Source organism: Solidesulfovibrio carbinoliphilus subsp. oakridgensis (assembly GCF_000177215.2).
Taxonomy (GTDB): domain Bacteria; phylum Desulfobacterota; class Desulfovibrionia; order Desulfovibrionales; family Desulfovibrionaceae; genus Solidesulfovibrio; species Solidesulfovibrio carbinoliphilus.
In genome coordinates this window covers 359,953-382,074 of the sequence record NZ_CM001368.1, presented here as the reverse complement: position 1 = coordinate 382,074, position 22,122 = coordinate 359,953, and the positions used below count along the sequence as shown (strand labels likewise).

Genomic DNA, 22,122 nt, shown 5'->3' with positions numbered 1-22,122 from the left:
TCCATGGACGCCTTGGCCGGACGTCGGGAACATCCCATGGAGACCGTGGAGCGCGCCGAAGAGCTGTGGTGCGTGGACGGCCTCACCTTCGACGAGGTGGCGGCGCGCACCCGCGTGGCCGCCTCGACGCTCAAGCGCTGGGCCGAAAAGTACGGCTGGCGGACCAAGCGCGACGAGATCCGGCAAGCCCTGGCCTCCATCCGGGCCGACACCATCCGGCTGCGGGCCAAGCTCATCAAGAATTGTCTGACCAGCATGCAGGCCATGGACGCCTTTGCCGTGGCCAAGATGGAAGAGATGGCCCTCAAGGCTTCCGAACTGGCGGACAAGCGGGCCGAGGCCGCGCCGGCGGGCCTGCCCATGCGCGAGATCGCGACCGAAGCCGATGCCGTGGCCGCCCTGGAGGATGCCGTGGGCTTGCGCCTGAACGCCATGCTGGCCAGCCCCGACCGGGTCTCCCTGACGGCCTTGCGCGAGGTCAAGCAGGTCCTTGACCTGCTGAAGGACATGCGGGCCGCCGCCGGCGCGGCTAAGGACGGCAAACCGGACAGGGAACGCGGCCTGACCGCCGCCACGGCCGACCAGATCCGGGCCTTGCTCGGGGGGCAGGCATGAACGACGCGCCGCTTTTGCCCTATCAGGACCGCTGGAACCGGGACAAATCCCCGGTCAAGTTCTGCGAGAAATCACGCCGCATCGGCCTGTCCTACGGCGACGCGGCCGAATCCGCGACGCTCGCCGGGCTCAAGAAAAGCGACGGCGGTATGAACACCTTCTACATCTCCTACAACAAGGAGATGACCGAAACCTACATCAAGGACGTGGCCGAGTGGGCGAAGCGCCTCAACCTGGCCGCCTCGGAGTTCGAAGAGGTGGTCCTGGAGGATGAAGACAAGGACGTGCTGGCCTATCGGGTGCGTTTCGCTTCGGGCCATGCCGTCATCGCACTTTCGGGCAAGCCCAAGAACCTGCGCTCCAAGCAGGGTCGCATCGTCATCGACGAGGCCGCCTTTTGCGAGGACCTGGAAGAACTCTTGAAGGCCGCCATCGCGCTCACCATGTGGGGCGGTTCGGTGGAAGTCATCTCCACGCACAACGGCGAGACCAATTCCTTCAACAACTACATCCTGGATATCCGGGCCGGGAAGCTGCCCTACAGCCTGCACCGGGTGACCCTGGACGACGCCCTGGCCCAGGGGCTTTACCGGCGCATCTGCAAGGTCCGGGGAATGATCTGGTCGCCCGAGGCCGAAGCCGAATGGCGGGCCAGCCTGGTGGAATTCTACGGCGATGGCGCGGATGAGGAGCTTTTCTGTGTCCCGTCGCAGGGTTCGGGCACGTATCTCACCCGCCAGCTCATCGAATCGTGCATGTCCCCGGACATCCCGGTGCTGCGCTGGTCGCCGCCGGCTCCGGATTTCGTGGACTGGCCCAAGGAGCGGCGGTTCCGGGAAATGCGCGACTGGCTTTCGGCCGAGGTGCTGCCGCTTCTGGAGCGGCTCCCCCGGGGGCTGGCCTCCTTTTTCGGCGAGGACTTCGGCCGCACGGCCGACCTGTCCGTGGACGTGCCGCTGATCGAGCATCCCGACCTGACGCTGGCCGCCCCCTTTGTTCTGGAACTTCGCAACTGCCCGTTCCACCAGCAGGAACAGGCCCTTTTCTTCATCTGCGACCGGCTGCCGCGCTTCTCCGGCGCGGCCCTCGATGCCCGCGGCAACGGCCAGTACCTGGCCGAGGTGGCCCGGCAGGAATACGGCCCGGAGATCGTCCAGGAGGTCATGCTGTCCGAAGCCTGGTACCGGGAGCATATGCCCAAGCTCAAGGCGGCCTTCGAGGACAAGACGATCCTGCTGCCGCGCGATGCGCTCATTTTGGAGGACCTGCGGGCCTTCAAGGTGGTCAAGGGCGTTGCCAGGATTCCGGAGACCCGCACCGGGGCCAAGGGCGAACAGCGCCACGGCGACGCCGGCGTGGGTGTGGCTCTGGCGGTCTTTGCGGCCAAAACCATCGAGGCCACGCCATTCACGGTGACAACGGCCATGCCCTACACGGTCGGCAATCTTTTTCGGGGGTACCGATGACCAGCGGCCTGTAGCTCAATGAGCGGGATTTTGTGGAATTCGGAACCCGGCCCCTGGCCGAACTGCTCGGCGAAGTGGCCGTGCCGCCGGCGTCCTGGGGCCTGCTCGGCCTTCTGCCGGACCCGGACCCGGTCCTGCGCAGCCGCGGCGACGACGCCCGGGTCCTGGAAGAGCTGACCGCCGATGGCAAGGTCTGCTCCTCGATCCAGGGCCGCAAGATCAAGACGCTCAACAAGCGCCAGTACCGGTTCGAACCCGGCAAGGTCGAAGGACAGGAGCCGACCGCCGAGGCCAAGCGGCTGTGCGACGACCTGACCCGCGACCTGGAGCGGGTGGACCTGCTGAACCTCTTTTCCCAGGTGCTCGACGCCCCGTATTACGGCTTCACGCCAACGGAAATCCTGTGGAGGGCCGAGCCCTGCCGGATGCGTGTCCGCGACCTGGTCCCCAAGCCCCGGGAGTGGTTCGTCTTCGACGTTGACGGGGCCTTGTGCTTCCGGGGCGAGGACGCCGTTGCGGGCGACAAGGTCCATCCCTTCAAGATGGTCCTGTCTCGGCACTTCCCGACCTACAAGAACCCGTACGGCCTGCGCCTGCTCTCCAGGTGCCTCTTTCCGGTGGCCTTCAAGCGCGGCGGCATCGAGTTTTTGATGCGCTTTGCCGAGAAGTTCGGGATGCCCTGGGTGGTCGGCAAGGCCCGGCCCGGCTCCACGCCCGAGGAGCGCCGGGACATGGCGGCCAGCCTGTCGGCCATGGTCCGTGACGCTGTGGCCGTGGTCTCGGGCGGGGCCGAGGTGCAGATCGAGACCGTGGAAGGCAAGGCCACCGGCGGTATTCACCTGTCCATCGTCAACTACATGGACGGGGCCATCGCCCAGATCCTCCAGGGCCAGACGCTCACCCAGGAAATCGGAGCCAAAGGCAGCTACGCCGCCGCCAACACCCATTACAACGTCCTGTCCGACTACGCCGAGGCCGACCAGACGCTGGTGGTCACGGCCATGAACGACCTGGCCTGGATCTATGGCCAAGTGAACGCGCCGGACGTCCTCACCCCCGTCTTTTCCTATGTCGAGCCCGAGGATCTGGAGAAAAAGGCGACGCTTGGCAAGAAACTCTACGACATCGGTGCGCGCTTCAAGCGGGCGTACTTCGAGGGCTTCGGTCTTGCGCCAGATGAATTCACCGTGGTCGACCAAACGGCCAGGCCCAGTGCCGGGGCTGGGGAGGCCGCCGCCCTGGCAGCCGGGCAGGCAGGCTTTACCCCGGACCCGCAGGCCGTGGAAAGGCTGGTGACGGAAGCCCTCCAGGAAGGCGGCCGGGCCGTCCGCGACCAGGCCGGCCGGATCGTGGCCCTCATGGAACGGGCCGAGTCATGGGAAGACGCCGAGCTGCTCCTGATCGAGGCATTCCCGGACCTGGACGGCGGGGACTTCCAAAAGGCCGTTGCGGCGGCGCAGGTCGCCGCGGATCTGCTCGGCCGCTACGCCGTGCGCCTGGAGACGGGCCGTGCCGGATAACCCGTCGGCCATCGCCTTCACCCCGGTCAAACCGACCGAGGCTATCCGGTTCCTCAAAGACAAGGTGCCGGTCACCCGCGACCAGTTCGACCGGCTTTCCGAGGTGGCCAAGGCCCGGGCCTTCACCGTGTCGGGTCTGGCCCGGGTGGATATGGTCGAGGCCGTGCACCGCTCCATGACCCTTGCCATGGAAAAGGGCGTCCCGCTTCGCGAGTGGAAACAGACCGTCAGCCAGGCTCTGGACACGGCCGGGTTCACCGGGGACCGCCCGCTTCGCCTGGAGACCATCTTTCGCACCAACGTCCAGTCCGCCTACATGGCCGGCCGCTACGCCGAGATGTCGGCCATGGCCGACACCTTCCCCTATTGGCAGTATTCGGCCGTGAACGACGGCCGCACCCGACCGGCCCACCGGGCGCTTTCGGGCAAGGTCTACCCGGCCGGGCATCCTTTTTGGGACACCTGGTTTCCTCCGAATGGATTTAACTGCCGCTGCACGGTCAAGGCCCTGACCCGCCGCCAGGTCGAAGACCGGGGCTTGGCCGTCGAGACCGAGATCCCGGAGGAGCTGGACACCGCGTCTGGCCCGGTGCGCATCGCTCCGGACCTGGGTTTTTCAACCAATGTGGGAAAGGATTGGCTGGGCTCGCTCACCCCCGGCCCCTTGGCCGACGAGATAACGCCGCTCGTCTCCCGGGCCATTTGCCGCCAGGGTCTGGCCTTTGCGTCGGGTGACGACCCCTGCCGGCCGCCCCTGGCCGGTCTTGATCCCCGGCATGTCCTGACCGTGGACGCGGCCGACATCCTGCCGGCCGGGCTGGTCCCCGAGCGCTACGTCCAGGCCTTTCTGTCCGAATTCGGGATGGCCGACATCGAAGCGAGCAAGGTCGTCACCCTGCCGGGCGTGGAACTGCCCATGGTGGTCGGCAAAGGCTTTTTCATCGACAAGCGGACCGGGGAATGGAAGGTGAACAAGTCGGGCCGGGCGCCGTATGTCCGGCTGCTGGCCCAAACCATCCTGAATCCCTACGAGGTATGGCAGGTCCCGGCCGAGGTCTCGGGAAAGCCCATGGACACGCTCCGGCTGCTGCGGCTTTTCAGCCTGGACGGCAAACGCATCGGCGGCTTTTCGGTCTTCAACCTGGTGCGCGGCCGGCAGTGGCAGGCGGCCACGGCCTTTACGCCCAAGGCGACCGCCGCCTCCGAAGCCCGGATGCTCGAATACCTGGAAGCGCAACGGGTGGGGATATTGGCTTACCGCGAGGAACTCAAGGAGGGCGAGGCTCCCTGAGCGGCCGGCGTGCCTACCGATCCCCCAGCCGGGACTCGGACGCGCCGTTTGGTCCTCACACCCTCCGTTTAGGCATGCGGTGTGGTCCGGTCAAGCGCCCCCTGGACCCTATCGCCCGGGAACCTCTCCCCAGCGCCTCCCTCCGCCTTCCCCGCCTATCCCGACCGCTCCTACGCCCGGCGACCGCTCCGCCGATTCTTAGACCCATTTTAGACCTAGGATTATCCCGGGATTATCCCACCTCTGCCTCCGAACGCGGGGCATTGCCGCATTCGTGTCCGCGCGCGTCCGTGGCGCGCTCCTTTGCGACCGCCGCCTCGGGCATACCAGGGGCCATGGCAGCGCTCACCAAATGGATCGAGATCGCCCGCGCCGGCGGCCCGTACACGGCCCTGTCCGGCGAGGCGGTCACCATCACCCGCGAGGACCTGGAAACGGCCGTGACCTCCTTCGACCCGGCCGACCGCCGCGTGCCGTTGGTGCTCGGACATCCCAAGCTCGACGACCCGGCCTACGGCTGGGTGGCCGAACTCAAGCGCGACCGCGACGTGCTGCTGGCCCGTTTCCGCGACGTGCCCGACCCGGTGCGCGAGGCCGTGGACCAGGGCCGCTACCGCAACGTGTCGGCCAAGTTCGTGAAGGGGTGGCGGCTTTGGCATGTGGGGCTTTTGGGCGCGGCCCAGCCGGCCATTCCGGGCCTGGCCGAGGTGCGGCTGGCCGACGAGGCCGACGGACACATTTTCGAATTCGCCAAGGAGGCGACCATGGATGAACTGACGCGACTGCGGCAGGAGGCGGCCGACGCCAAGGCGGCCTTGCAGGAGGCCCGGGACGAAATCGCCCGGCTCAAGGCCGAGAAGGCCGGCGAAGGCAAGGCCAAGGAACTGGCGGCCCGGATCGATGAACTGACCCGGAAGCTCCAGTCGACCGAGGAAGCCCGGGACAAGGCGGTCAAGGAGTTCGCCGCCTTCCGCGACGACCAGACGGCCAAGGGCCGGGAAAGCCGCTTCGAGGCCCTGGTGGCGGCCGGCAAGGCCCTGCCCGGGGAGAAGACCAAGGTGCTGGCCTTTGCCGCCGCCCTGGGCCGCACCGGGGAAGAGATCGAGCTTTCCGCCGGCGACGGCAAAACCGAGAGACTCGGTCACGAAGAGGCCTACTGGCGCGAGCTCGAAGCCCGGCCGGAAAACGGCCTGACCCATGAATTCGCCGCGCCCGCGGGCAAAGGCGGCGCGGACAAGGGCGGCCCGGCCGCCGACCTGACCGGCAAGGTCTAAGGGGGGTTCATGACCATTTTCGGCAAGACCGCCACCATCAACTACGACGACCAGCGCGCCCGGGGCGAAGGCCACTCCCCGGTCATCGTCTCGCGAAAACTCAAGGCCGGCCAGGGCGTACTGCCCGTGGGCCTGCTCCTGGCCAGGGACGCCGCCGGCGAGGCCGTGCCCTTCGAGGTTGTGGCCGCCGAGGAACTCGGCACGGGAACCGGCGCAACCAAGGCCTATGCCGGCACCCTGGCCAAGGCTCCGGTGCAGCCGGAGACCGTAGCCGTCACCGACGGCGTGGAAACCTTCGGCGACGACGGCTGCGGCCGGCTGGCCGGCAGCGCCGGCGGCACCGGCACCGTGAACTACAAAACCGGCGCCGTGGCCGTGACCTTTGCCGCCAACGTGGGCAACGGCGTGGCCGTGGACGCCTCCTACGGCCGCCGGCTCCACGGCGTCCTGGACGAGGTCGTGGACACGGCCGCTTCCGGTTCCGGCCTGGCCGTCGTCCACGGCAGCGTGCGCAAGGACGTCCTCAAGGTCGGAATCGCCGCGCCCGCCGCCCCTTCCGCCGCCGTGCTGGCCTGGCTTTCCGACTCGGGCATCTGGCCCAATTAAAAGGAGCCTCTCATGATCAACCTGCGCGGCCTTTTCTCTCGCGAAGCCATCATCAGTTACCTGACGGCCCTGCCGGTCATCAAGACGCCGGTCATGGACGCCATCTTCATCGACCGGCCCCAGCATCCCCTGGCGCTTCTCGGCGTGGATGACATCGCCGTGGACGCCCACCCGCTGCCCATGATCCGGCGCGGCGGCCCGAGCGTGGCGGCCGTGTCCGAGGGCGGCGGCATCGCCATGTACGAACCCCTGCCCGTGCGCGTCCACAAATCGGTCACGGCGGCCGACCTCGGCAACCTCCAGGTCCTCAAAGGCACGGACCTGGACGCCTGGGCCAGGAGCAAGACCGACTACCTGCGCCGGGCCGTGCGCCGCACCACCGAGGCCCTGTGCGCCCGAGCGCTCTCCGGGACGCTCCGCTGGCCGGTTTCGCTCGAAAAAGGCGGCTATGACGTCTTCGAGGTCGTCTACGGCCAAAACCTGACCGTGGCCCCGGACACCCTCTGGAACGACGCCGACGTCAAGCTTGCCGATGTCTACACCTGTTTGTCGGACATGGAAGAAGCCATCCAGGACGGCGGCTTCGGAGGCCAGGTCGAAATCTGGGCCGGCAAGGCGGCCTACAACGCCCTCTTTGTCATCGCCGAGAACTCCCGGACCACGGCCCAGATCCGCGTGGAGATCACGAGCCAGGGCGTTAACGTCGGCGGCTATCTGGTCAAGCGCCGGTCGGAGAAGCACCGCGACCCGGAGTCCGGAGCCATGGTCCCGGCCGTGCCGGACGCCACGGTGCGCATGATCGCCCTCGATGCCGGGCACAAGCTGCCATACTGCGCGGTCGACGATCTGGACGCCAACCTCCAAGCACTGCCGCTGTTCGTCAAACCGGTTAAGACCGACGACCCGAGCGGCTACAAGCTCGTGGCCGAGTCCAAGCCGTTTCCGGTCGTCAACACCCGGGGCGTCTGCGACGCCGTGGTCCTCTAACTCTCGGGGCGCGCCATGACCTACGTCACCCTTGAGGACCTCAAGGCGCTCATCCAGGAGCGCGACATCCTGGACCTGACCAACGACGCCGGCACGGCGGCCGACCTGTCCGATCCGGACGTGGCCGCCATCCTGGCCGACGTCTTCGACCAAGCGAGCCAGGAAATCGACGCCCACCTGGCCGCCGTGGCGGACGTGCCCCTGGCCAGCCCTCCCGGCATCATCCGGCAACTGGCCGCCCGGATCGCGCGCCACCGGCTCTACCAGCGCCGCCCGAACCTGGGGGATGCCCTCAAGCCCGCGGCCAAGGATTACGAGGACGCCGTTGCCCTCCTTGGCCGGTTCGCGTCTGGCGTGCTCAAGCTGCCGGGTACCATAGGCGGCGGCCCGGTGGTCGCGGGCGACAGCGGCCTGGCCGTGTCCGCCCGCCCCGCCCATTTCGGGGACGCCTTTTGGAAGCGGGTGCCGTGATGGATTTCCGCGTCGAGGTGGTTGTCGCGCCGGCGACCGGATACCTGGCCGGACTCCTGGCCAGGGTCAACGACCTGACCCCGGCCATGGCCCGGATCGGCATGCTGCTCGTGTCCTCCATCCAGGAGAACTTCGAGCTGGGGCACTCGCCGGACGGCCAACGCTGGAAGCCGAGCCGTCGGGCGATGCTTCAGGGCGGCCAGACCCTGGTCGATACCGGCGCGCTCATGTCCGGCATCGTCTCCGAGGCCACGGCCAACCGGGTGGAAGTCGGCCCGAGCGGCCCGTCGCTCAAGTATGCGGCCATCCACCAGTTCGGCGGCGAGATCCGCCCGAAGTCGGCCAAGGCCCTTTTCTTCCGAGGCGCGGATGGCAAGGCGGTCCAGGTCAAGCGGGTCCGGATTCCGGCCAGGCCATACCTCGGCGTCGGCCGGGAAGACATAAACGAGATCGGGGAAACCCTGCTCGATTACCTGGGAGGGAGCCATGGTTGAAATCCGCGACGTGGAAGACGCCCTGGTGGCGGCCCTTTCGCCGCTCAAAGCCAGCCACGGCGTGCGCCAGATCAAGACCTACGGCGACGACCTGGAGCCCGACGCTCTGCCCCGGCTCCTGCCCAACCTGCCGGCGATCCTGGTGGTCTATGCCGGCTCGGTGACCGACAGCCATGGCCAGCGCCAGATCGATCGAGCGGCCTATTTCGTCTTCGTCTGCGACCGGTCGCTTCGAAGCGAGGAGGCGGCCCGGGCCGGCACGTCCGGGGCCTACCCGCTCCTCGGGGCCGTCCGACGGCTGCTCCAGGGCAAGGAAGTGTTCCCGAACATTTTCGCCGAGCTCCGCCGCCAGGAGACGTTCCTTTCCCGGCCGGACATGACGGCCTGCTACGCGGTGTACGAGATCGCCCAGCCCTATCTGCTCGGCGAATAAGGAGAAAAGGATATGGCTGATCAACAAGCGCAATTGACCCGAAAAGCCGTGGTCCTGGCCAAGCTGGAGGAGACCTACGGCCAGTTACCGGACATGGGGCCTCAAAACGGTATCCTGGTCAATAACGGCGTGGACGTGGAGCCCTCGGGCGAGAAGGTGAAACGCGACGTGGTGCGCAGTACCTTCTCCTCGGCCGGGGCCGTCATCGGGTCCAAGAAGATTCCCTTCAAGGCCCAGGTGGAACTGCGCGGCGGCGGCCTGGACGGCACCGGCAAGGTGCTGCCTCCGGACTGCGAACCTTTCCTGCTTGCCTGCGGCACCCAGCGCACGGACGTGGTCCGGCTGTCCGTCCCTTCGGTCGTGGGTTTCCTCCTGGGCGAAACCGTCACCGGCGGCACGTCCCATGCCACGGGTGTGGTGCATCATTTCGACGGCGACGACACCCTTGTCCTCAAGGGCGTGGTGGGAACTTACGAGCCCGAACAGATCACCGGCGGGACTTCGAATGTCACCGCCGACGTGACCGCCGTCGCCTCCGGCATCGAATACCGGCCGGCCACCAAGCGGCCGGCGGCCCAGGATTCCACGGCCGTCCTCTTCCACAAGGACGCCATCCTCTACACCGTGCGCGGCGCGCGCGGCACGTTCACCCTCAACTGCGCGGTCAACAAGTACCCGGTCTTCGAGTTCTCCATGACGGGCCTGTGGACCGACCCGGCCGATGCCCCCAACCCGCCGGTCCCCGAGTTGACCAAGATCAAACCGCCCATGTTCATGGGGGCCAATTTCGAGGTCGACGATTACCGGCCGACCATCACGGAATTCAACTTCAACCTCGGCAACACGGTTTCGGACAGGCTCGACGCCAATTCCCCGGAGGGCCTGATCGGCGTGCTCATCACCGACCGCGAGGCCACCGGGTCCATCAACCCGGAAATGGACGCCCTGGCCAACTTCAACCCCTGGACCAAGTGGAAGACGGCCGGCACCTGGCGCATTGCCACGCTTTTCGGCAGCGAGCCCGGCAACCGGATGCGCATCGAGCTTCCCGCCGCCCAGTATGACGGCCTCAAGCACGGCGACCGTTCCGGCATTGCCGCCTACACGGCCAACTACATCGCCAACGCCCACCGGGACGCCGGCGATGACGAATGGCGTCTGACCATCCTGTAACCCTCGACCTCGAAAGGAGCATCCCATGTCCGAACAGTCGCAACCCCTTGTCTTGGGCGGCCAAAACATCCTGGAGATGAAGGACAAAATCTCCGGCGTCCTGCTGGAATTCTCCTACCGGCTCCCGACCCAGGCCGAGCGGGACGCCTACACCAAGGCCACCATGCGCCATAAGGGCAACAAGGTGTTGTCCAAGGCCAATACCTTCACGGAACAGGCGGCCCTGGGGAAGCGCGTGCTGCTCGGGTTCAAGAAGGGCTGTCTGGCCAACGAGGCCGGCCAGATCATCAGTTCCGACAAGACCGATCCGGACTTTGACCCGAGCTGGAAGGACCTGCTGGACAAATACCGCAAGGACATCCTGGCCGCTGCCGGCCGTCGGGTCATCAACTCCACGTCCTCGCCGGACGAGGAAAACAACTTCGAAGTGGTCGAGGACTTCGGCGAGGACCCTTCGACCGGGTTGTTCGACGACATTTCGACGGATGCGGAGGACCCGACCAACCCCTTGCCGACTGCGTAAAGGCCAACGGGCCGTGGCTGCGGGCGGCCTGCGCCGGGTGTGAAAAGCGCCGGGCCGCCCCGAGTCCGTACGTGAACTACCTGCTCTGGCTCCGCACCAAACGCCTCGGCGGCTATCCCTACGCAGCCGAGGATCTGGACGAACAGACCTGGATCGATCTGGGCATTCTCGAAATCTACTACCAAAGCCGCCAACCGAGGTTGTTTTAAGATCATGGCCGCCGAGAACCGGGTCCGCATCATCATCGAGGCCGACAATACGTCTGGCCGCCAGGGCATCCAGGAGACCGTGCAGGACCTGGATTCCCTGGCGGCCAAGGGGCGTGGCGTCGACCTCACTGGCGCGTTGCGCCTGGATGCGGGCGCGGTGACGCAGCCGGCCGCCAAGGCCGGGGCGGCGTTGGATGACGTGGGGGCCAAGGGCAGGAAGGCCGGCGACGATGCCGGCGCGGCCATGGCCGCCGCCGGGGCCGAGATCAAGAAGGTGGGGGCCGAGGCCGACAACAGCGGCCGAACCGGCCGGACGGCCTTGCACAACCTGGGAGACGGCGCAGCCGAGGCCAAGGCCCAGGCCGAGGCACTTGGCGTCAACCTCGGCGATATCCGCGCCCTGGCCGTCCAGGTCGGGACCGCGCTTGTCGCTGCCTTCGGTGTCGACCAGGTCATCTCGTTTGCCAACCAGGTCATCGGCGCGGCCATGGCCATGGAGCAACTGGCCGCGACCTACAAGGCCGTGTTCAAGGACGCCGGCGCAGAACAGCTCCGGTACGCCGCCGCCACGGCCGACGCTTTCGGCAAAAGCCTCCTGGACGTCGCCAATTCCTACAAGAAATTCGCCGCGGCCGCCGAGGCCGTCGGCCTGTCCACCGACAACCAACGCAAGACCTTCGAGGCGGTCACGGCCGCCATTACCAAGGTCGGCGGCTCCTCCCAGGACGTGGCCGGCGCACTCCTGGCTTTGGAGCAGATGCTCTCAAAGGGAACGGTCCAGGCCGAGGAATACCGCCAGCAGTTCGCCGAGCGCATCCCGGGCGCTTTGCGTATGGGCGCGGACGCCTTGGGCGTGACCACGGCCGCGTTCCAGAAGATGATGGAAAACGGCCAGGTCATCGCCAATGACTTCATCCCGAAGCTGACAACGCAGCTCGCCAAGTTCGGCGAGGGCTGGCAGGCCACAGCCGACACGGCCCAGGCCAATGCCGAGCGGCTCAAGAACTCCTTCCTGGAACTGTCCAATTCCTCGCTTTTGACCGGTCTCGTCAACATTATCGAAAAGATCGGCATCGCCTTCAACGAGAACCTGACCCACAATTTCGAGCAGTTCAGCGTCACCTTCCGGGCGCTCATGGCCGAGTCACGCGGCGACCTGTCCCCCTTCGCGACCATCACGAATTCCCTGGATGACCTGAAAAAGAAGCTCGACGCCCTGGACCAGCGCAAGGCCACCTACCTCAAGGACCTCCAGGAGCAGGCCCGGGGGCTGGCCGAAGCCCTGGTCAACGTCCAGACCCATCAGGTCGACTTCGGCCCGTCGGGGGAAAATGTTGAGAAGCTGCGCCAGAAGCTCAAGTGGTTCGAGGATGAGATCACAAGGCTCACCGGCCAGACCTGGGTGGTCAACGTGGTGGCCCAGGTCGACAACTCCCAGCTCATCCAGGCGAAGAGCTTCATCGAGGGCCTGATCAAGGGGACGGCCGAGTACAAAAGCCGGGCCCTCGAAGCCCAACAATATTCGCTCGACAACGCGGTCAACGTGCTGGGCAAGTCCAAGGCCGCCTTGGAATCCAAGCTTACGAACCCGAACCTCGACCTGCGGGAGGCCCAAACCCTTTCCAACGAACTGGCCGGCCTCAATACCCAGCTTGACGATGCCAAACTCGGGTACCGGGAGCTCGACAAGGAGCGGAAAAAGCTCGGGGAGCAGCAGATCAAGGACAACGGGGCGGTCGCCGGTTTCCAGGCCAGCCGGGCCGGCATCTCCGAGTCCGAACTCGACAAGGCGACCCGGGCTTCGGACGCCCATGCGCTCTCCATTGCCCGCCAGATCGACGCCCATGCCGAACTGAGACAAGGGCTCATCGATGAGCCCGGGTATTACGAGAAGGTGCGGCGCGCCCAGGAGGCCGAAGACAACACGGTCAAGAACCTGACCAAGTCGCATACGGCCGCCGCCAACGCCATGGAACGTTTCGAATCCCAGGGCGCGGCCTATCTCCAGTCCATCGAAAACCAGATCGATGCCCTGACGGCCCAGCTTGGCGGCGACAACCTGACCGCCGACCTGGCCAAGGTCGACAAGCGCTACGACCAGTTGGGGGCCACGATCCGCAAGGCCATGATCGGGGCCAAGGGCGACGTGGCGGATTACCGGGCGGCCCTGGCCAGACTGGAAGAGGCCCGGGAGCTCGAAAAGCAGATCGCGGCAATCAAGGCCTGGGACAAGGCCATGGACACAGCCGCCGCAACGCTCAAGGAGCTTGGCCGCCTGACCGGCGATCCGGACCTGCTCTACGCCGGCGCGACAACCGAGTTGCAGAAATGGGCGACCGACCAGGAGCGCCTCATCAAGGCCACCTATGATGATGAGGCCGCCCGCGCCCAGGCCCTGGCCGACCTCAAGGAGGAAGTGCGGCTCAAGGACCTGGAAAACCAGAAAACGGCCTTTGCCGGTCTGGCCGGAGCGTCCAGGACCTATTGGCAGGCCGAAGGGGCGCTTCTCGACGCACACCTCGCCCGCATCAAGGACAACTGCGACAGCGAATACGCTTACGAGGTCTACGCCGGCCAGCAGCGTTCCGAGCTGCGCAAAAAGGAGCTTGAAGCCCGCATCGGCTACGAACAGGACTTCGCCTCGACCTTGCGCGACGTCCTGGCCGATGAGTTCGGCCTCTACAAGGACGAGATCACCCGCCAGCATGAATCGTGGGTTTCCGTCTCCAAGGACATCGCGTCGGGGATCAATGACCTGTCCGGCTCGGTTGCCACGGCCTCGACGGATATGGCCAAGGCCTGGATAAAAAACACCGGCTCCATGGCCGACGCCCTGAAGTCGGCCGGGGACCAGGCGCTCGATTATTTCATGAATCTGATTCAGAAAATGATCGAGTACGCCCTGAAAAATTACATCGTCATCCCGATCCTGGAAAAATTCGTGGGCTCCGACGCGGCCGGCTCGATCCTGGGCAAAAGCGGCGGCACAAGCGCCAGCGGATCGGGTGGCGGCCTCGACCTCTCCTCCCTGTCATCGCTCGGCAAGCTCATCGGCAGATCCGCCGGCGAGGGTCTGGCCCAGGATTTCGCCTCGGCAGGCTCGTCGTCGAACGGCATGGCCATGGTGGTCGGCGACAGCAATGCCCTGTCCAATATTTTCGCTGACGGTGTGGACGCCTCGGCCCTGGGCAAAGCGGCCGGACAGCTCAATTATGCGCCCACCTCGGCCATGGCCTCGACCTACAGCGCGGCCGAAACGGCGGCCATGTCCGGGACCTCGCTGCTCTCCACCCTGGGGACGACCCTTGGCGTCATCGGCGGCGTGGCGGGGTTGGTCGGTCTGGCCACCTCGCTGCTCTCGACCACCTCCACGACCGAAAAGACGGGCAGTGGCTACAAGATCGCCATCAACGCCGGCACCCTCGATATGTCGGGCGTGGATTTCTACAAGACCACGACCACGAGCGGCCTCGGCGGGACCTCCACTTCCCATTCCACGGTTAACACCGGGGCCGTCGACCCGGACGTTGCCAAGCAGCTGGCGGATTTCCTCAAAGACACGGCGGAAAGCCTTCACGACTTCGCCAAGGAATTGGGCATATCCACCGACGCCCTGGCCAACTTCACGGTCCCGGAAATGACCATCACGTCGGACCAGCTGGGGGCCTATCAGCGCAACATCTCCAACCTGATGGCCTATGCCGTCCTGGATGCCGAGGGGTTGCGCGGGGCGATCGACTACGTCCTGGACAGTTACGAGACCTACGACAACGCCATTAAGGACCTGGGCAACGCCTACGGCGTGGTCGGCGGCTACACCGACGCCTACGGTTACGACCTGGAAACGCTGGCCGGCATTACTCAGGAAAACATCGATGCCATCCGGGAGTACAACAACCAGGTGGCCGAGGGGACCTTGCCGGCCACCCTGGCCATGGCCGCCGCCATGGGCGCGTCGTCGGACATGCTCCAGATCCTGGCCTCAAGCGCCACGGACACGTCGGTGGCGCTTGGGCAGACCGACGAGCAGCTCTCCAAAATCCTGCAAGCCGATTACGCCCGCGACATCATAGACGCGGTCGGCGAGGACACGTTCAAGCAGATCATGGGCAACCTGGTCGGCAACCTCCTGACCAGTCTGGATGCCTACCAGCGTCAGGCGGACTACTACCAGAAGAAGGCGGAAGCCTCATTTACCGAGCTGGCCAGAGCCGGCGTCACCGTCGACAACTTTTGGCAATCCTTCTCGGATGCCATGCACTCGGGCCTGTCCGTCGAGCAGTTCGAGGCCTGGGGCGATGCCTCGGCCTGGGTGGCCAACCTCGACACCATGCGCAAAGCGATCGAGGCCTGGAACGTCGCCGTCCGAAAAGTCTTTCAGTCTTTGCAGGCCCGGCAGTTGTCGGCCGCCGGCTACGACACGGCTGCGTCGGCTGTCTCACAGCTCGCCAGCGCGGAGTGGGAACTCTACGACGCCCGGCAGGCTGGATATGACGAGACAGTCCTGGCCGCCATCGCCGCCACCCAGCAGGCCGAGGCCGCCAAGGCCCTGACCGACATCCTTGCCGACGTACAAGGCGCGCTCGATGACGTTTCGGGCAGCAGCGCCGTTGCCGAGATCCAAAAACTCAAAACGCAGTTTGCCGATTGGACCGCCGCCGCCCAAATCCTGGGGGCCACCGAGGAGCAGCTGGCGCAGATCCGCGAAGCCGAGGCCACAGTCATTGCCGGCAAGCTCCAAGGCGTCCTTGATGATGCCCAGGCGGCTTTGGTCGATGCCGCCGGCGGCAGCGACATGGCCTCATGGCTGGCCGATACCAAGGAAAAGTTCGCGGGTTGGATCGCCTCGGCTCAGGCCCTGGAGGCCAGCGAGGCCCAGCTCGCCCAGATCCGCGATGCAGAGACTGCGGCCATCGCGGCCAAGCTCCAGGGCGTCCTCGACTCCGTGGCCGACCAATGGAACGACGCCACGCGGACCGACACCAAATCCTGGCTGTCCAATCTGCGCAAATCCATGCAGCAGGCGACCGATGACGCCACGGCCCTGGGAGCGTCCGAAGCCCAGCTGGCGCAGATCCGCCGGCAGGAGTCGGACATCATCGCGGCCAAGCTCCGGGACACCATGGCCGGCGTGGCCGCCGAGCTTGCGACCTTCGACGGTACGGAGCTGACCTACAACGTCGGCAAGCTCAAGAGCGACATGGCTGCGGCCCTGTACGACGCCGCACTGCTCGGGGCCTCGCAGGCGGACCTGTCCCAGATCGGCACGCTCTACGCCTACAAAATCAAGGACGCCTACCAGCAACAGATCGACGACCTGGTCGACCAGCTCCAGTCCGCTGCCGATGCCATCGACAAGTTTTCGGACAGCCTCAAGGACTTTCTGACCGGCCTGTGGACCAACAAAGAGACCAGCCCGCTGGGCGCTCGTGGGCGTTACTCCGAGGCCCAAAGCCAGTTCCGCGCCGCTGTGGGCGACCTGTCTTCCACCGACGACGCCACGCGCCAGGCCGCCCAGGACAAGGTCCAGAATCTGGCCAGCACCTACCTGACGGCCAGCAAGGACGCCAACGCCACGTTCGCCGCCTACTATACCGATTTCATGGAGGTTCAGACGGTCCTTGGCGCGCAATACCAGCAGGCCAAGACGGACCACGATCTGCTTGAGGACCAGCTCAAGGCGGCCACGGGCACCCAGGAAAACACCAAGTCCACGGCGGATCTGATGGCCCAGCTCAAGGCTTTGCAACAGCAGCAGGGCGACACCTGGACGCAAATGCTGGCCGACCTGCCCCAGGCCATCGCGGACGCCATTCTGGCGGCCCAGACCTACAAGCAGACGGGCGTCGGAGGTGGCGGCGGGGCCGGCCTGTCCAGCGCTCTGGCCGGGATAAACAGCACCTTTATCGGCCGGGACATCGCTGCCCAGCAGGCCAACAGCCAGTATCTGGCTGACAAAGCGGCCCAATTGACCCAGTCCACGGGCAAAACCTGGACCAGCTATCAGGTGCTGCAAGCCATCAGAGATATCGGCCTTACACCGTACCAGCACTATCAGCAGTATGGTAAAGGTGAGGGTCTAAGCTGGACAGATTCAAATGCCTTTAGCAGTGACACAAACACGTCATATACGCGATTAGGCTCTGACAATATGACTTCGGATGGCTTTGCCGCTTACCTTGATCCTGCTGATTATGTTTATGCTAAGGCCCTGCAATTATCGACAACTACTGGCCGTGTATGGACCGCTGAAGAGGTGTCTCAAGCATTTAAAGATGCTGGACTCACTGCGGCACAACATTATCTCCAGTACGGCCAATATGAAGGAATCAAGGCCGGCAGCGGTTACGTCGGGTCCAATGACTACTCTGCCGGGTCGTCGTTCAATGCGACTGATTATCTTGCAGCAAAGACCGCATCTTTGAATGCCAACAATACGGATGGTCACACCTGGACCATAGCGCAGACGGCGGCGGCCATCGCGGCGGCCGGCATGACGCCCGAGCAGCACTATGCCCAGTACGGCAAGAACGAAAACATCCCCGGTTATGCCGTCGGGGGCCTGGTTGGGGATCTGGCCCGGTCGGGCGGCTACCTGCCGGGCTACAGCGCGGGGGATGTGCTGACAGCCCGGTTGCGGCTCGGGGAGTACGTGTTTACGCCCGAGGCAGTCGATTACTACGGGCTCGCCACCATGGAAGCCATGAACGCCATGCGCCTGCCGCCGCTGACGGCGCTCCCCGGATACGACCTGGGGGACACCGAGCCGCTCGACGCCATAAGCCTGCCGGCCACCTCCCTGCCGGGCTACGCCGACGGCGGACTCGTCGGCCGCCTCTACAACTCTACCGACAGCGGTGCAGACTCCGACCGTACCCCCAGCTCGGGCGGCCGCTCAACGGATCGCGGCTATGCGGCCCTGGCCGGCAGCGTGGCCGACTTGGCCAAGGCGGTCGATCGGATGAGCGGCCGCCTGGACAAACAACTTGGCAAGGTCGTGGACAACACCGGTCGGGTCGCGGTCATGGGCGTCAAGATCATCGAGTCGGCGGTGGCATCATGAGAGTCATGGACCCCAAACCCATCACCGCCGATGTCGTCAAAGCGAGTAACCTGACCGACCCCGCGCCGCTGTGGTCCGCGACATCCGCCTACCTGGCCGGGACCACAGTGCGCCAAGCCGACACGCACCACCGTTACAAGGCGTTGAAGGACAGCCCCGTCGGCACCAAACCGTCCGAGGCCTGCACCGGCCTCACGCCCACGTGGAGCGACCTCGGCGTCGACAACACCTGGGCTTGTTTTGACGATTCGATCGACACCAGGTCAACGGGTGCCAACGGTGTAATCGACCAGACGCTGGACAGTTCGCGGTGCGATTCTCTGGCTCTTTTCGGGTTGGCCGATGCCAGCAGTGTGGACGTGGAGATGCGCGACGGCACGGGTGCGGTCGTGTTTACCAGTACCACCTCGCTCGCCAACTTCGAAGTCTCGAACTGGTACGAGTATTTCTTCGGGGATTTTACCTACCGTCGTGACTTGGTGCTCGACATGCCCATCTACGGCCAGTCCTCGCTGCACCTCGTCATCCACGGCGTCGGCGACGATGACCCATCCTGCGGCTCGATCCGTATCTGCCAAGCCACCGAAATCGGCAACACCATTTTCGATTCCGAACTCGGCTTTGTGGATTGGTCGACCGACGATGAGGACAAATGGGGCAAGGCCGACCTGGAACAAGGGCCAAGCGCCAAAAAAGCTGACATCGATGTCCAGATCGACACGGCCGATCTCGACAACGTGATCCGTCTCTTCGAGTCCGTGCGCGGCCGGCTGGCGGTCTACGACTGCAACAACACCACCACTGCGGGGGGCCGGATCTTTGAACGCGGCATCATCCTGGGCCGTGTCCGTAGCCTCAAGGTTCCGATTCAGGGGCCTGTGGTCTCCACCATATCCGTCGAAATCCGAGGTGTCCCATGAGCGCAACTATCCCGCAACCGCCTGACATGCCCGATCCGCCCCAGCGAGGGCAGGGGGCGACTCCCTTTTGGACGAAATGCGACGCCTGGGTCCAGGCCATGTACGCCCTGGGCGCGTACCTCAAAACCTTTGTCACGTTCGTGGCCGACGTCATCACCGAGGTGACCGGCCTGCGCGACAACGCCGCCGCCTCGGCCGCCACGGCGCAGATCCAGGCCCAGGCGGCCGCCGCTTCGGTCCTGGCGGGAACCAGCCAGGCTGACCGGGCCACGGCCCAGGCCGACCGGTCCCGGGACTACGCCGACGCCGCCAAGTCGCTTGCGGGCACGGCCATCACGGGCACGTCCACCAGCAATCTGACCCTCGGGACCGGGGCCAAAGCCCTGACTGTCGAGACGGGCAAGGCGTTTGTCGTCGGAGCAAGGGTGGAGTTGTGCGCCACGTCCGACCCGGTGGGCCATCGGATGTCCGGGCCCGTGCTGTCCTACAGCGCGACCACCGGGGCGTTGACCGTGGCCGTGGACACCGTGACCGGCTCCGGGACCTATGCCTCCTGGTCGGCCAGGATCGTGCCCGAGGTCCCGGCCGCGCGCCCCACCTATCAACATTTCCTGGCTAACTCGTAAGGAGGTCCAGATGGGACTGTTCGCCAGTGTGGCCCTGCCGGCCGGGGTCGTAACCGAGATCTTCACATGCCCTGACGGGTTCGAGGTCAGCGTCAACGTCAATCTTTGCAACCGAGGCAACAGCGGATGCGCCGTGCGCTTGGCCCTGACCAAGGGGGGCACACCCTCCGATGCCGCCTGGATCGAGTACGACTACCCGCTGCCCAAAAGCGGGGTCCTGGAGCGCACAGGCATCGTTCTCGCGGTTGGCGAGGCCATCTACGCTTACGCCTCCACCGACAGCGTCAGCATCAACGTCAACGGCGTCCGCGCCGCCGCATAAGAGGATATTTCCATGGGTCGCAACAACTCCGACATCCAAAACCTCGGCGGTTCCTTGGGCGCAGCCATGTCGCTGCCCATTGGCTCCATTGTGGAATTGGCGTCCTCCAGCCCCCTGGTCGAGGACACCTACCTGCTTTGCGCCGGCGGCGTCGTCAACAAAGCTGATTGGCCGGGACTTGAGAATTATGTTCCGCCGTTTACCAGCGTATCCTCCCTTTCTCCGACTGACCCCCAAAAGATTTTTCCTTTTTTATATCCCATAGGATTGGAGTTTTTTAATAACTTCTATTGGATGCTCAATCCTTATGCCCTTTCAAAGAGTGCTGATGGGGTTAACTGGCAAGTGGTGCTAAGGCCATCTTCGGGTAAAAGCTTCACTAAATTCAAAATATCTGGCGACAACACAAAGTTGATTGTTGTTTGCACTGATTATTTTCAATATTCAGATGATGGCAATTCGTGGCAAACGTGTGCAACAACTTTGACAGATGTTGACTTTAACGGCTCTCGTTGGGTCAAAGTATCTGGGACAGGCGCTTACTATTCGGATGATCTTGCCAATTGGACAGCTTCTACGGCATTTTCATATACAAAAACAGCAATCATATACTTTTCGCCCTCTTCAAGATGGATTATTTCAACAAAAAGAGGTTCAACGCAAACAGGATGCTTTTTATACGGGACAGATGGGATAACATTTTCTGAATCTACCGCAATAAACTCCACATATGGATCATCTTTTTACAAAATGCGGCGAGTCAAAGACTATATATTTTGCTCGTCAGACAACCAAGACGGTACGTATTACTTTTCTGTTTTTTCAGCTGACGGTGTATCATGGTCTCAGCTGCCAACATATCGATATGTTGATGCTGTTTATGCTAACGGACTATACTACGTCGCCCAAAAAACGACTGATTCAGTCTCTATTCTAATCAAGAGCGGTACATCCATTCAATCCGCCTCGACTCTTGTTGCATCTTTAAGCAGGCAAGGTTCTTATGTAAATTCTGAACACTATACCACTTATGGCAGATTAGCGGCGAACCCAACGACAGGAGATCTTCTTTTTTCTGACAAGCATTGTATTATGAAAAGGATCGGCGGAACAATTTCCAATATGGAAATAAGTCCTGTCGCTGTCAGCGAAGACCTTACACCCGAGGGAAAGCATGGTTTTTCCTCGGGCAGAATTAACGGTATCCTTGGCTTACACTTCATTGATTTTTCTCAAGGACTTTTTACCTTAAATGCAGGCATATTTACATCAAATTGTTACAACATGGCTTTTGACAAAGTCTTTGCAGGCAATTCCCCTCATTTCTGGTGTGGTGGCATGGATGCAAGTAAATATTACGCGTATGCTATGAAAATAACTGTTCAAAACAACAACTGCATCCTCACTCCCGGCAATCAGTGCGGAGACACCACCGCCGGATATTTGATGGGGATCAAGACGCCGGCCCCTGGAAGGTATGTTCTTGGGAAGTGTTTTGGCGCGAACTCAATGGACTTTTATTGCGCAGATACAGTAACGAATACGCAGATAGCCGCCGGGTCCAATTATGGCAGCGATCCTAGGCTGTCCATTGCTGATGGAATTTGTTCCGCCGGCCCATATCAATTGAATGGGAGTACCCCAAGCCTTTTCTCGGGGCTTGGCACAACCAACAGATCCACAGGGGCCATAACAAATTTGTCCCAGACTATGGCTGTGCTCTCGACAATCGTTAATGGTACAGCGATTTATGCCACCACGTCTCTTCTTTATCGTCCTGGCGAGTGGGGACTCAGTGATATGACCTCAGCAGGCCCAGCTCCAGGAGCCATGGCCGAATTAAACCAGTGCACTGCTGGATATTTCATCATCGGCCAATCTGGTTCTTTATTTTCTGCCGATGGTTACAACTGGATGCCCATCGCTTTTAAAAAGCCAGCATCGGACAATAACGCGGTGGCAATCCCTATATCGTATACCGATGGCAAACTTTTCATGTTCGACGGCGTGGGCACGATGTCAGTATTTACCGTGTCTGATTACGACCCCCAGACCCAGATTCAGCTGCCCAACATTAAAAGCACCAAACCCGGCGTCAACTGCTACCTCAAGGCCGCGTAAGGATACCC

Annotated in this window: 18 protein-coding genes; all 18 read left to right on the top strand. The window is 63.7% G+C overall.

Annotation, left to right across the window (positions count from 1 at the left end; translation table 11 throughout):
- Positions 1-3 precede the first annotated feature (3 nt).
- The gene (locus DFW101_RS01650) at positions 4-615 is read left to right on the top strand and encodes a hypothetical protein (RefSeq protein WP_009179794.1); all 612 of its coding nucleotides are present in this window, start codon (positions 4-6) and stop codon (positions 613-615) included.
- Positions 612-2,081, top strand: coding sequence for a hypothetical protein (locus DFW101_RS01645; RefSeq protein ID WP_009179793.1), 1,470 nt, complete (start codon positions 612-614; stop codon positions 2,079-2,081). The genes DFW101_RS01650 and DFW101_RS01645 overlap by 4 nt, the downstream gene beginning before the upstream one ends.
- Before the next feature lie 32 nt (positions 2,082-2,113).
- On the top strand, positions 2,114-3,601 hold the full coding sequence (locus DFW101_RS01640) for a phage portal protein family protein (protein ID WP_009179792.1): 1,488 nt from the start codon (positions 2,114-2,116) through the stop codon (positions 3,599-3,601).
- The gene (locus DFW101_RS01635; protein WP_009179791.1) at positions 3,591-4,892 is read left to right on the top strand and encodes a phage minor head protein; all 1,302 of its coding nucleotides are present in this window, start codon (positions 3,591-3,593) and stop codon (positions 4,890-4,892) included. The genes DFW101_RS01640 and DFW101_RS01635 overlap by 11 nt, the downstream gene beginning before the upstream one ends.
- 335 nt (positions 4,893-5,227) lie before the next feature.
- Positions 5,228-6,166 (top strand): hypothetical protein, encoded by a 939-nt coding sequence (locus tag DFW101_RS01630; protein WP_009179790.1) that lies wholly within the window; start codon positions 5,228-5,230, stop codon positions 6,164-6,166.
- Positions 6,167-6,175: 9 nt separating this feature from the next.
- On the top strand, positions 6,176-6,772 hold the full coding sequence (locus tag DFW101_RS01625; RefSeq protein ID WP_009179789.1) for a hypothetical protein: 597 nt from the start codon (positions 6,176-6,178) through the stop codon (positions 6,770-6,772).
- A gap of 12 nt (positions 6,773-6,784) precedes the next feature.
- Entirely contained in the window at positions 6,785-7,759 is a 975-nt protein-coding gene (locus DFW101_RS01620) for a major capsid protein (protein ID WP_009179788.1), read from the top strand.
- Between the two features lie 15 nt (positions 7,760-7,774).
- The gene (locus DFW101_RS01615; protein ID WP_009179787.1) at positions 7,775-8,230 is read left to right on the top strand and encodes a gp436 family protein; all 456 of its coding nucleotides are present in this window, start codon (positions 7,775-7,777) and stop codon (positions 8,228-8,230) included.
- On the top strand, positions 8,230-8,724 hold the full coding sequence (locus DFW101_RS01610) for a phage virion morphogenesis protein (protein ID WP_009179786.1): 495 nt from the start codon (positions 8,230-8,232) through the stop codon (positions 8,722-8,724). Before DFW101_RS01615 ends, DFW101_RS01610 begins: the two co-directional genes overlap by 1 nt.
- The gene (locus DFW101_RS18605; RefSeq protein WP_009179785.1) at positions 8,717-9,157 is read left to right on the top strand and encodes a phage protein Gp37; all 441 of its coding nucleotides are present in this window, start codon (positions 8,717-8,719) and stop codon (positions 9,155-9,157) included. The genes DFW101_RS01610 and DFW101_RS18605 overlap by 8 nt, the downstream gene beginning before the upstream one ends.
- A gap of 12 nt (positions 9,158-9,169) precedes the next feature.
- Entirely contained in the window at positions 9,170-10,330 is a 1,161-nt protein-coding gene (locus DFW101_RS01600) for a phage tail tube protein (protein ID WP_009179784.1), read from the top strand.
- Positions 10,331-10,355: 25 nt separating this feature from the next.
- Entirely contained in the window at positions 10,356-10,853 is a 498-nt protein-coding gene (locus DFW101_RS01595; protein ID WP_009179783.1) for a hypothetical protein, read from the top strand.
- Positions 10,854-10,924: 71 nt separating this feature from the next.
- Positions 10,925-11,062, top strand: a complete 138-nt coding sequence (locus DFW101_RS19370) for a hypothetical protein (protein WP_009179782.1) — start codon at positions 10,925-10,927, stop codon at positions 11,060-11,062.
- A 4-nt stretch (positions 11,063-11,066) separates the two neighbouring features.
- Positions 11,067-18,125, top strand: a complete 7,059-nt coding sequence (locus DFW101_RS01590) for a tape measure protein (protein WP_009179781.1) — start codon at positions 11,067-11,069, stop codon at positions 18,123-18,125.
- 5 nt (positions 18,126-18,130) lie between these two features.
- Complete coding sequence (locus DFW101_RS01585) at positions 18,131-19,045, top strand: hypothetical protein (protein WP_043642616.1); 915 nt, start codon at positions 18,131-18,133, stop codon at positions 19,043-19,045.
- Positions 19,042-19,671, top strand: coding sequence for a hypothetical protein (locus DFW101_RS01580; protein WP_009179779.1), 630 nt, complete (start codon positions 19,042-19,044; stop codon positions 19,669-19,671). Before DFW101_RS01585 ends, DFW101_RS01580 begins: the two co-directional genes overlap by 4 nt.
- Positions 19,672-19,681: 10 nt before the next feature.
- On the top strand, positions 19,682-19,993 hold the full coding sequence (locus DFW101_RS01575) for a hypothetical protein (RefSeq protein ID WP_009179778.1): 312 nt from the start codon (positions 19,682-19,684) through the stop codon (positions 19,991-19,993).
- Between the two features lie 12 nt (positions 19,994-20,005).
- Entirely contained in the window at positions 20,006-22,114 is a 2,109-nt protein-coding gene (locus tag DFW101_RS19365; protein WP_009179777.1) for a hypothetical protein, read from the top strand.
- Positions 22,115-22,122 lie beyond the last annotated feature (8 nt).

Excerpts from the sequence above, each read along its gene's own strand:
- DFW101_RS19365 (WP_009179777.1), top strand. The coding sequence starts at position 20,006 with ATGGGTCGCAACAACTCCGACATCCAAAACCTCGGCGGTTCCTTGGGC.
- DFW101_RS01585 (WP_043642616.1), top strand. The coding sequence starts at position 18,131 with ATGGACCCCAAACCCATCACCGCCGATGTCGTCAAAGCGAGTAACCTG.
- DFW101_RS01595 (WP_009179783.1), top strand. The coding sequence starts at position 10,356 with ATGTCCGAACAGTCGCAACCCCTTGTCTTGGGCGGCCAAAACATCCTG.
- DFW101_RS01645 (WP_009179793.1), top strand. The coding sequence starts at position 612 with ATGAACGACGCGCCGCTTTTGCCCTATCAGGACCGCTGGAACCGGGAC.
- DFW101_RS01620 (WP_009179788.1), top strand. The coding sequence starts at position 6,785 with ATGATCAACCTGCGCGGCCTTTTCTCTCGCGAAGCCATCATCAGTTAC.
- DFW101_RS01590 (WP_009179781.1), top strand. The coding sequence starts at position 11,067 with ATGGCCGCCGAGAACCGGGTCCGCATCATCATCGAGGCCGACAATACG.
- DFW101_RS01580 (WP_009179779.1), top strand. The coding sequence starts at position 19,042 with ATGAGCGCAACTATCCCGCAACCGCCTGACATGCCCGATCCGCCCCAG.
- DFW101_RS18605 (WP_009179785.1), top strand. The coding sequence starts at position 8,717 with ATGGTTGAAATCCGCGACGTGGAAGACGCCCTGGTGGCGGCCCTTTCG.
- DFW101_RS01650 (WP_009179794.1), top strand. The coding sequence starts at position 4 with ATGGACGCCTTGGCCGGACGTCGGGAACATCCCATGGAGACCGTGGAG.
- DFW101_RS01610 (WP_009179786.1), top strand. The coding sequence starts at position 8,230 with ATGGATTTCCGCGTCGAGGTGGTTGTCGCGCCGGCGACCGGATACCTG.
- DFW101_RS01600 (WP_009179784.1), top strand. The coding sequence starts at position 9,170 with ATGGCTGATCAACAAGCGCAATTGACCCGAAAAGCCGTGGTCCTGGCC.
- DFW101_RS01575 (WP_009179778.1), top strand. The coding sequence starts at position 19,682 with ATGGGACTGTTCGCCAGTGTGGCCCTGCCGGCCGGGGTCGTAACCGAG.
- DFW101_RS01625 (WP_009179789.1), top strand. The coding sequence starts at position 6,176 with ATGACCATTTTCGGCAAGACCGCCACCATCAACTACGACGACCAGCGC.
- DFW101_RS01630 (WP_009179790.1), top strand. The coding sequence starts at position 5,228 with ATGGCAGCGCTCACCAAATGGATCGAGATCGCCCGCGCCGGCGGCCCG.
- DFW101_RS01615 (WP_009179787.1), top strand. The coding sequence starts at position 7,775 with ATGACCTACGTCACCCTTGAGGACCTCAAGGCGCTCATCCAGGAGCGC.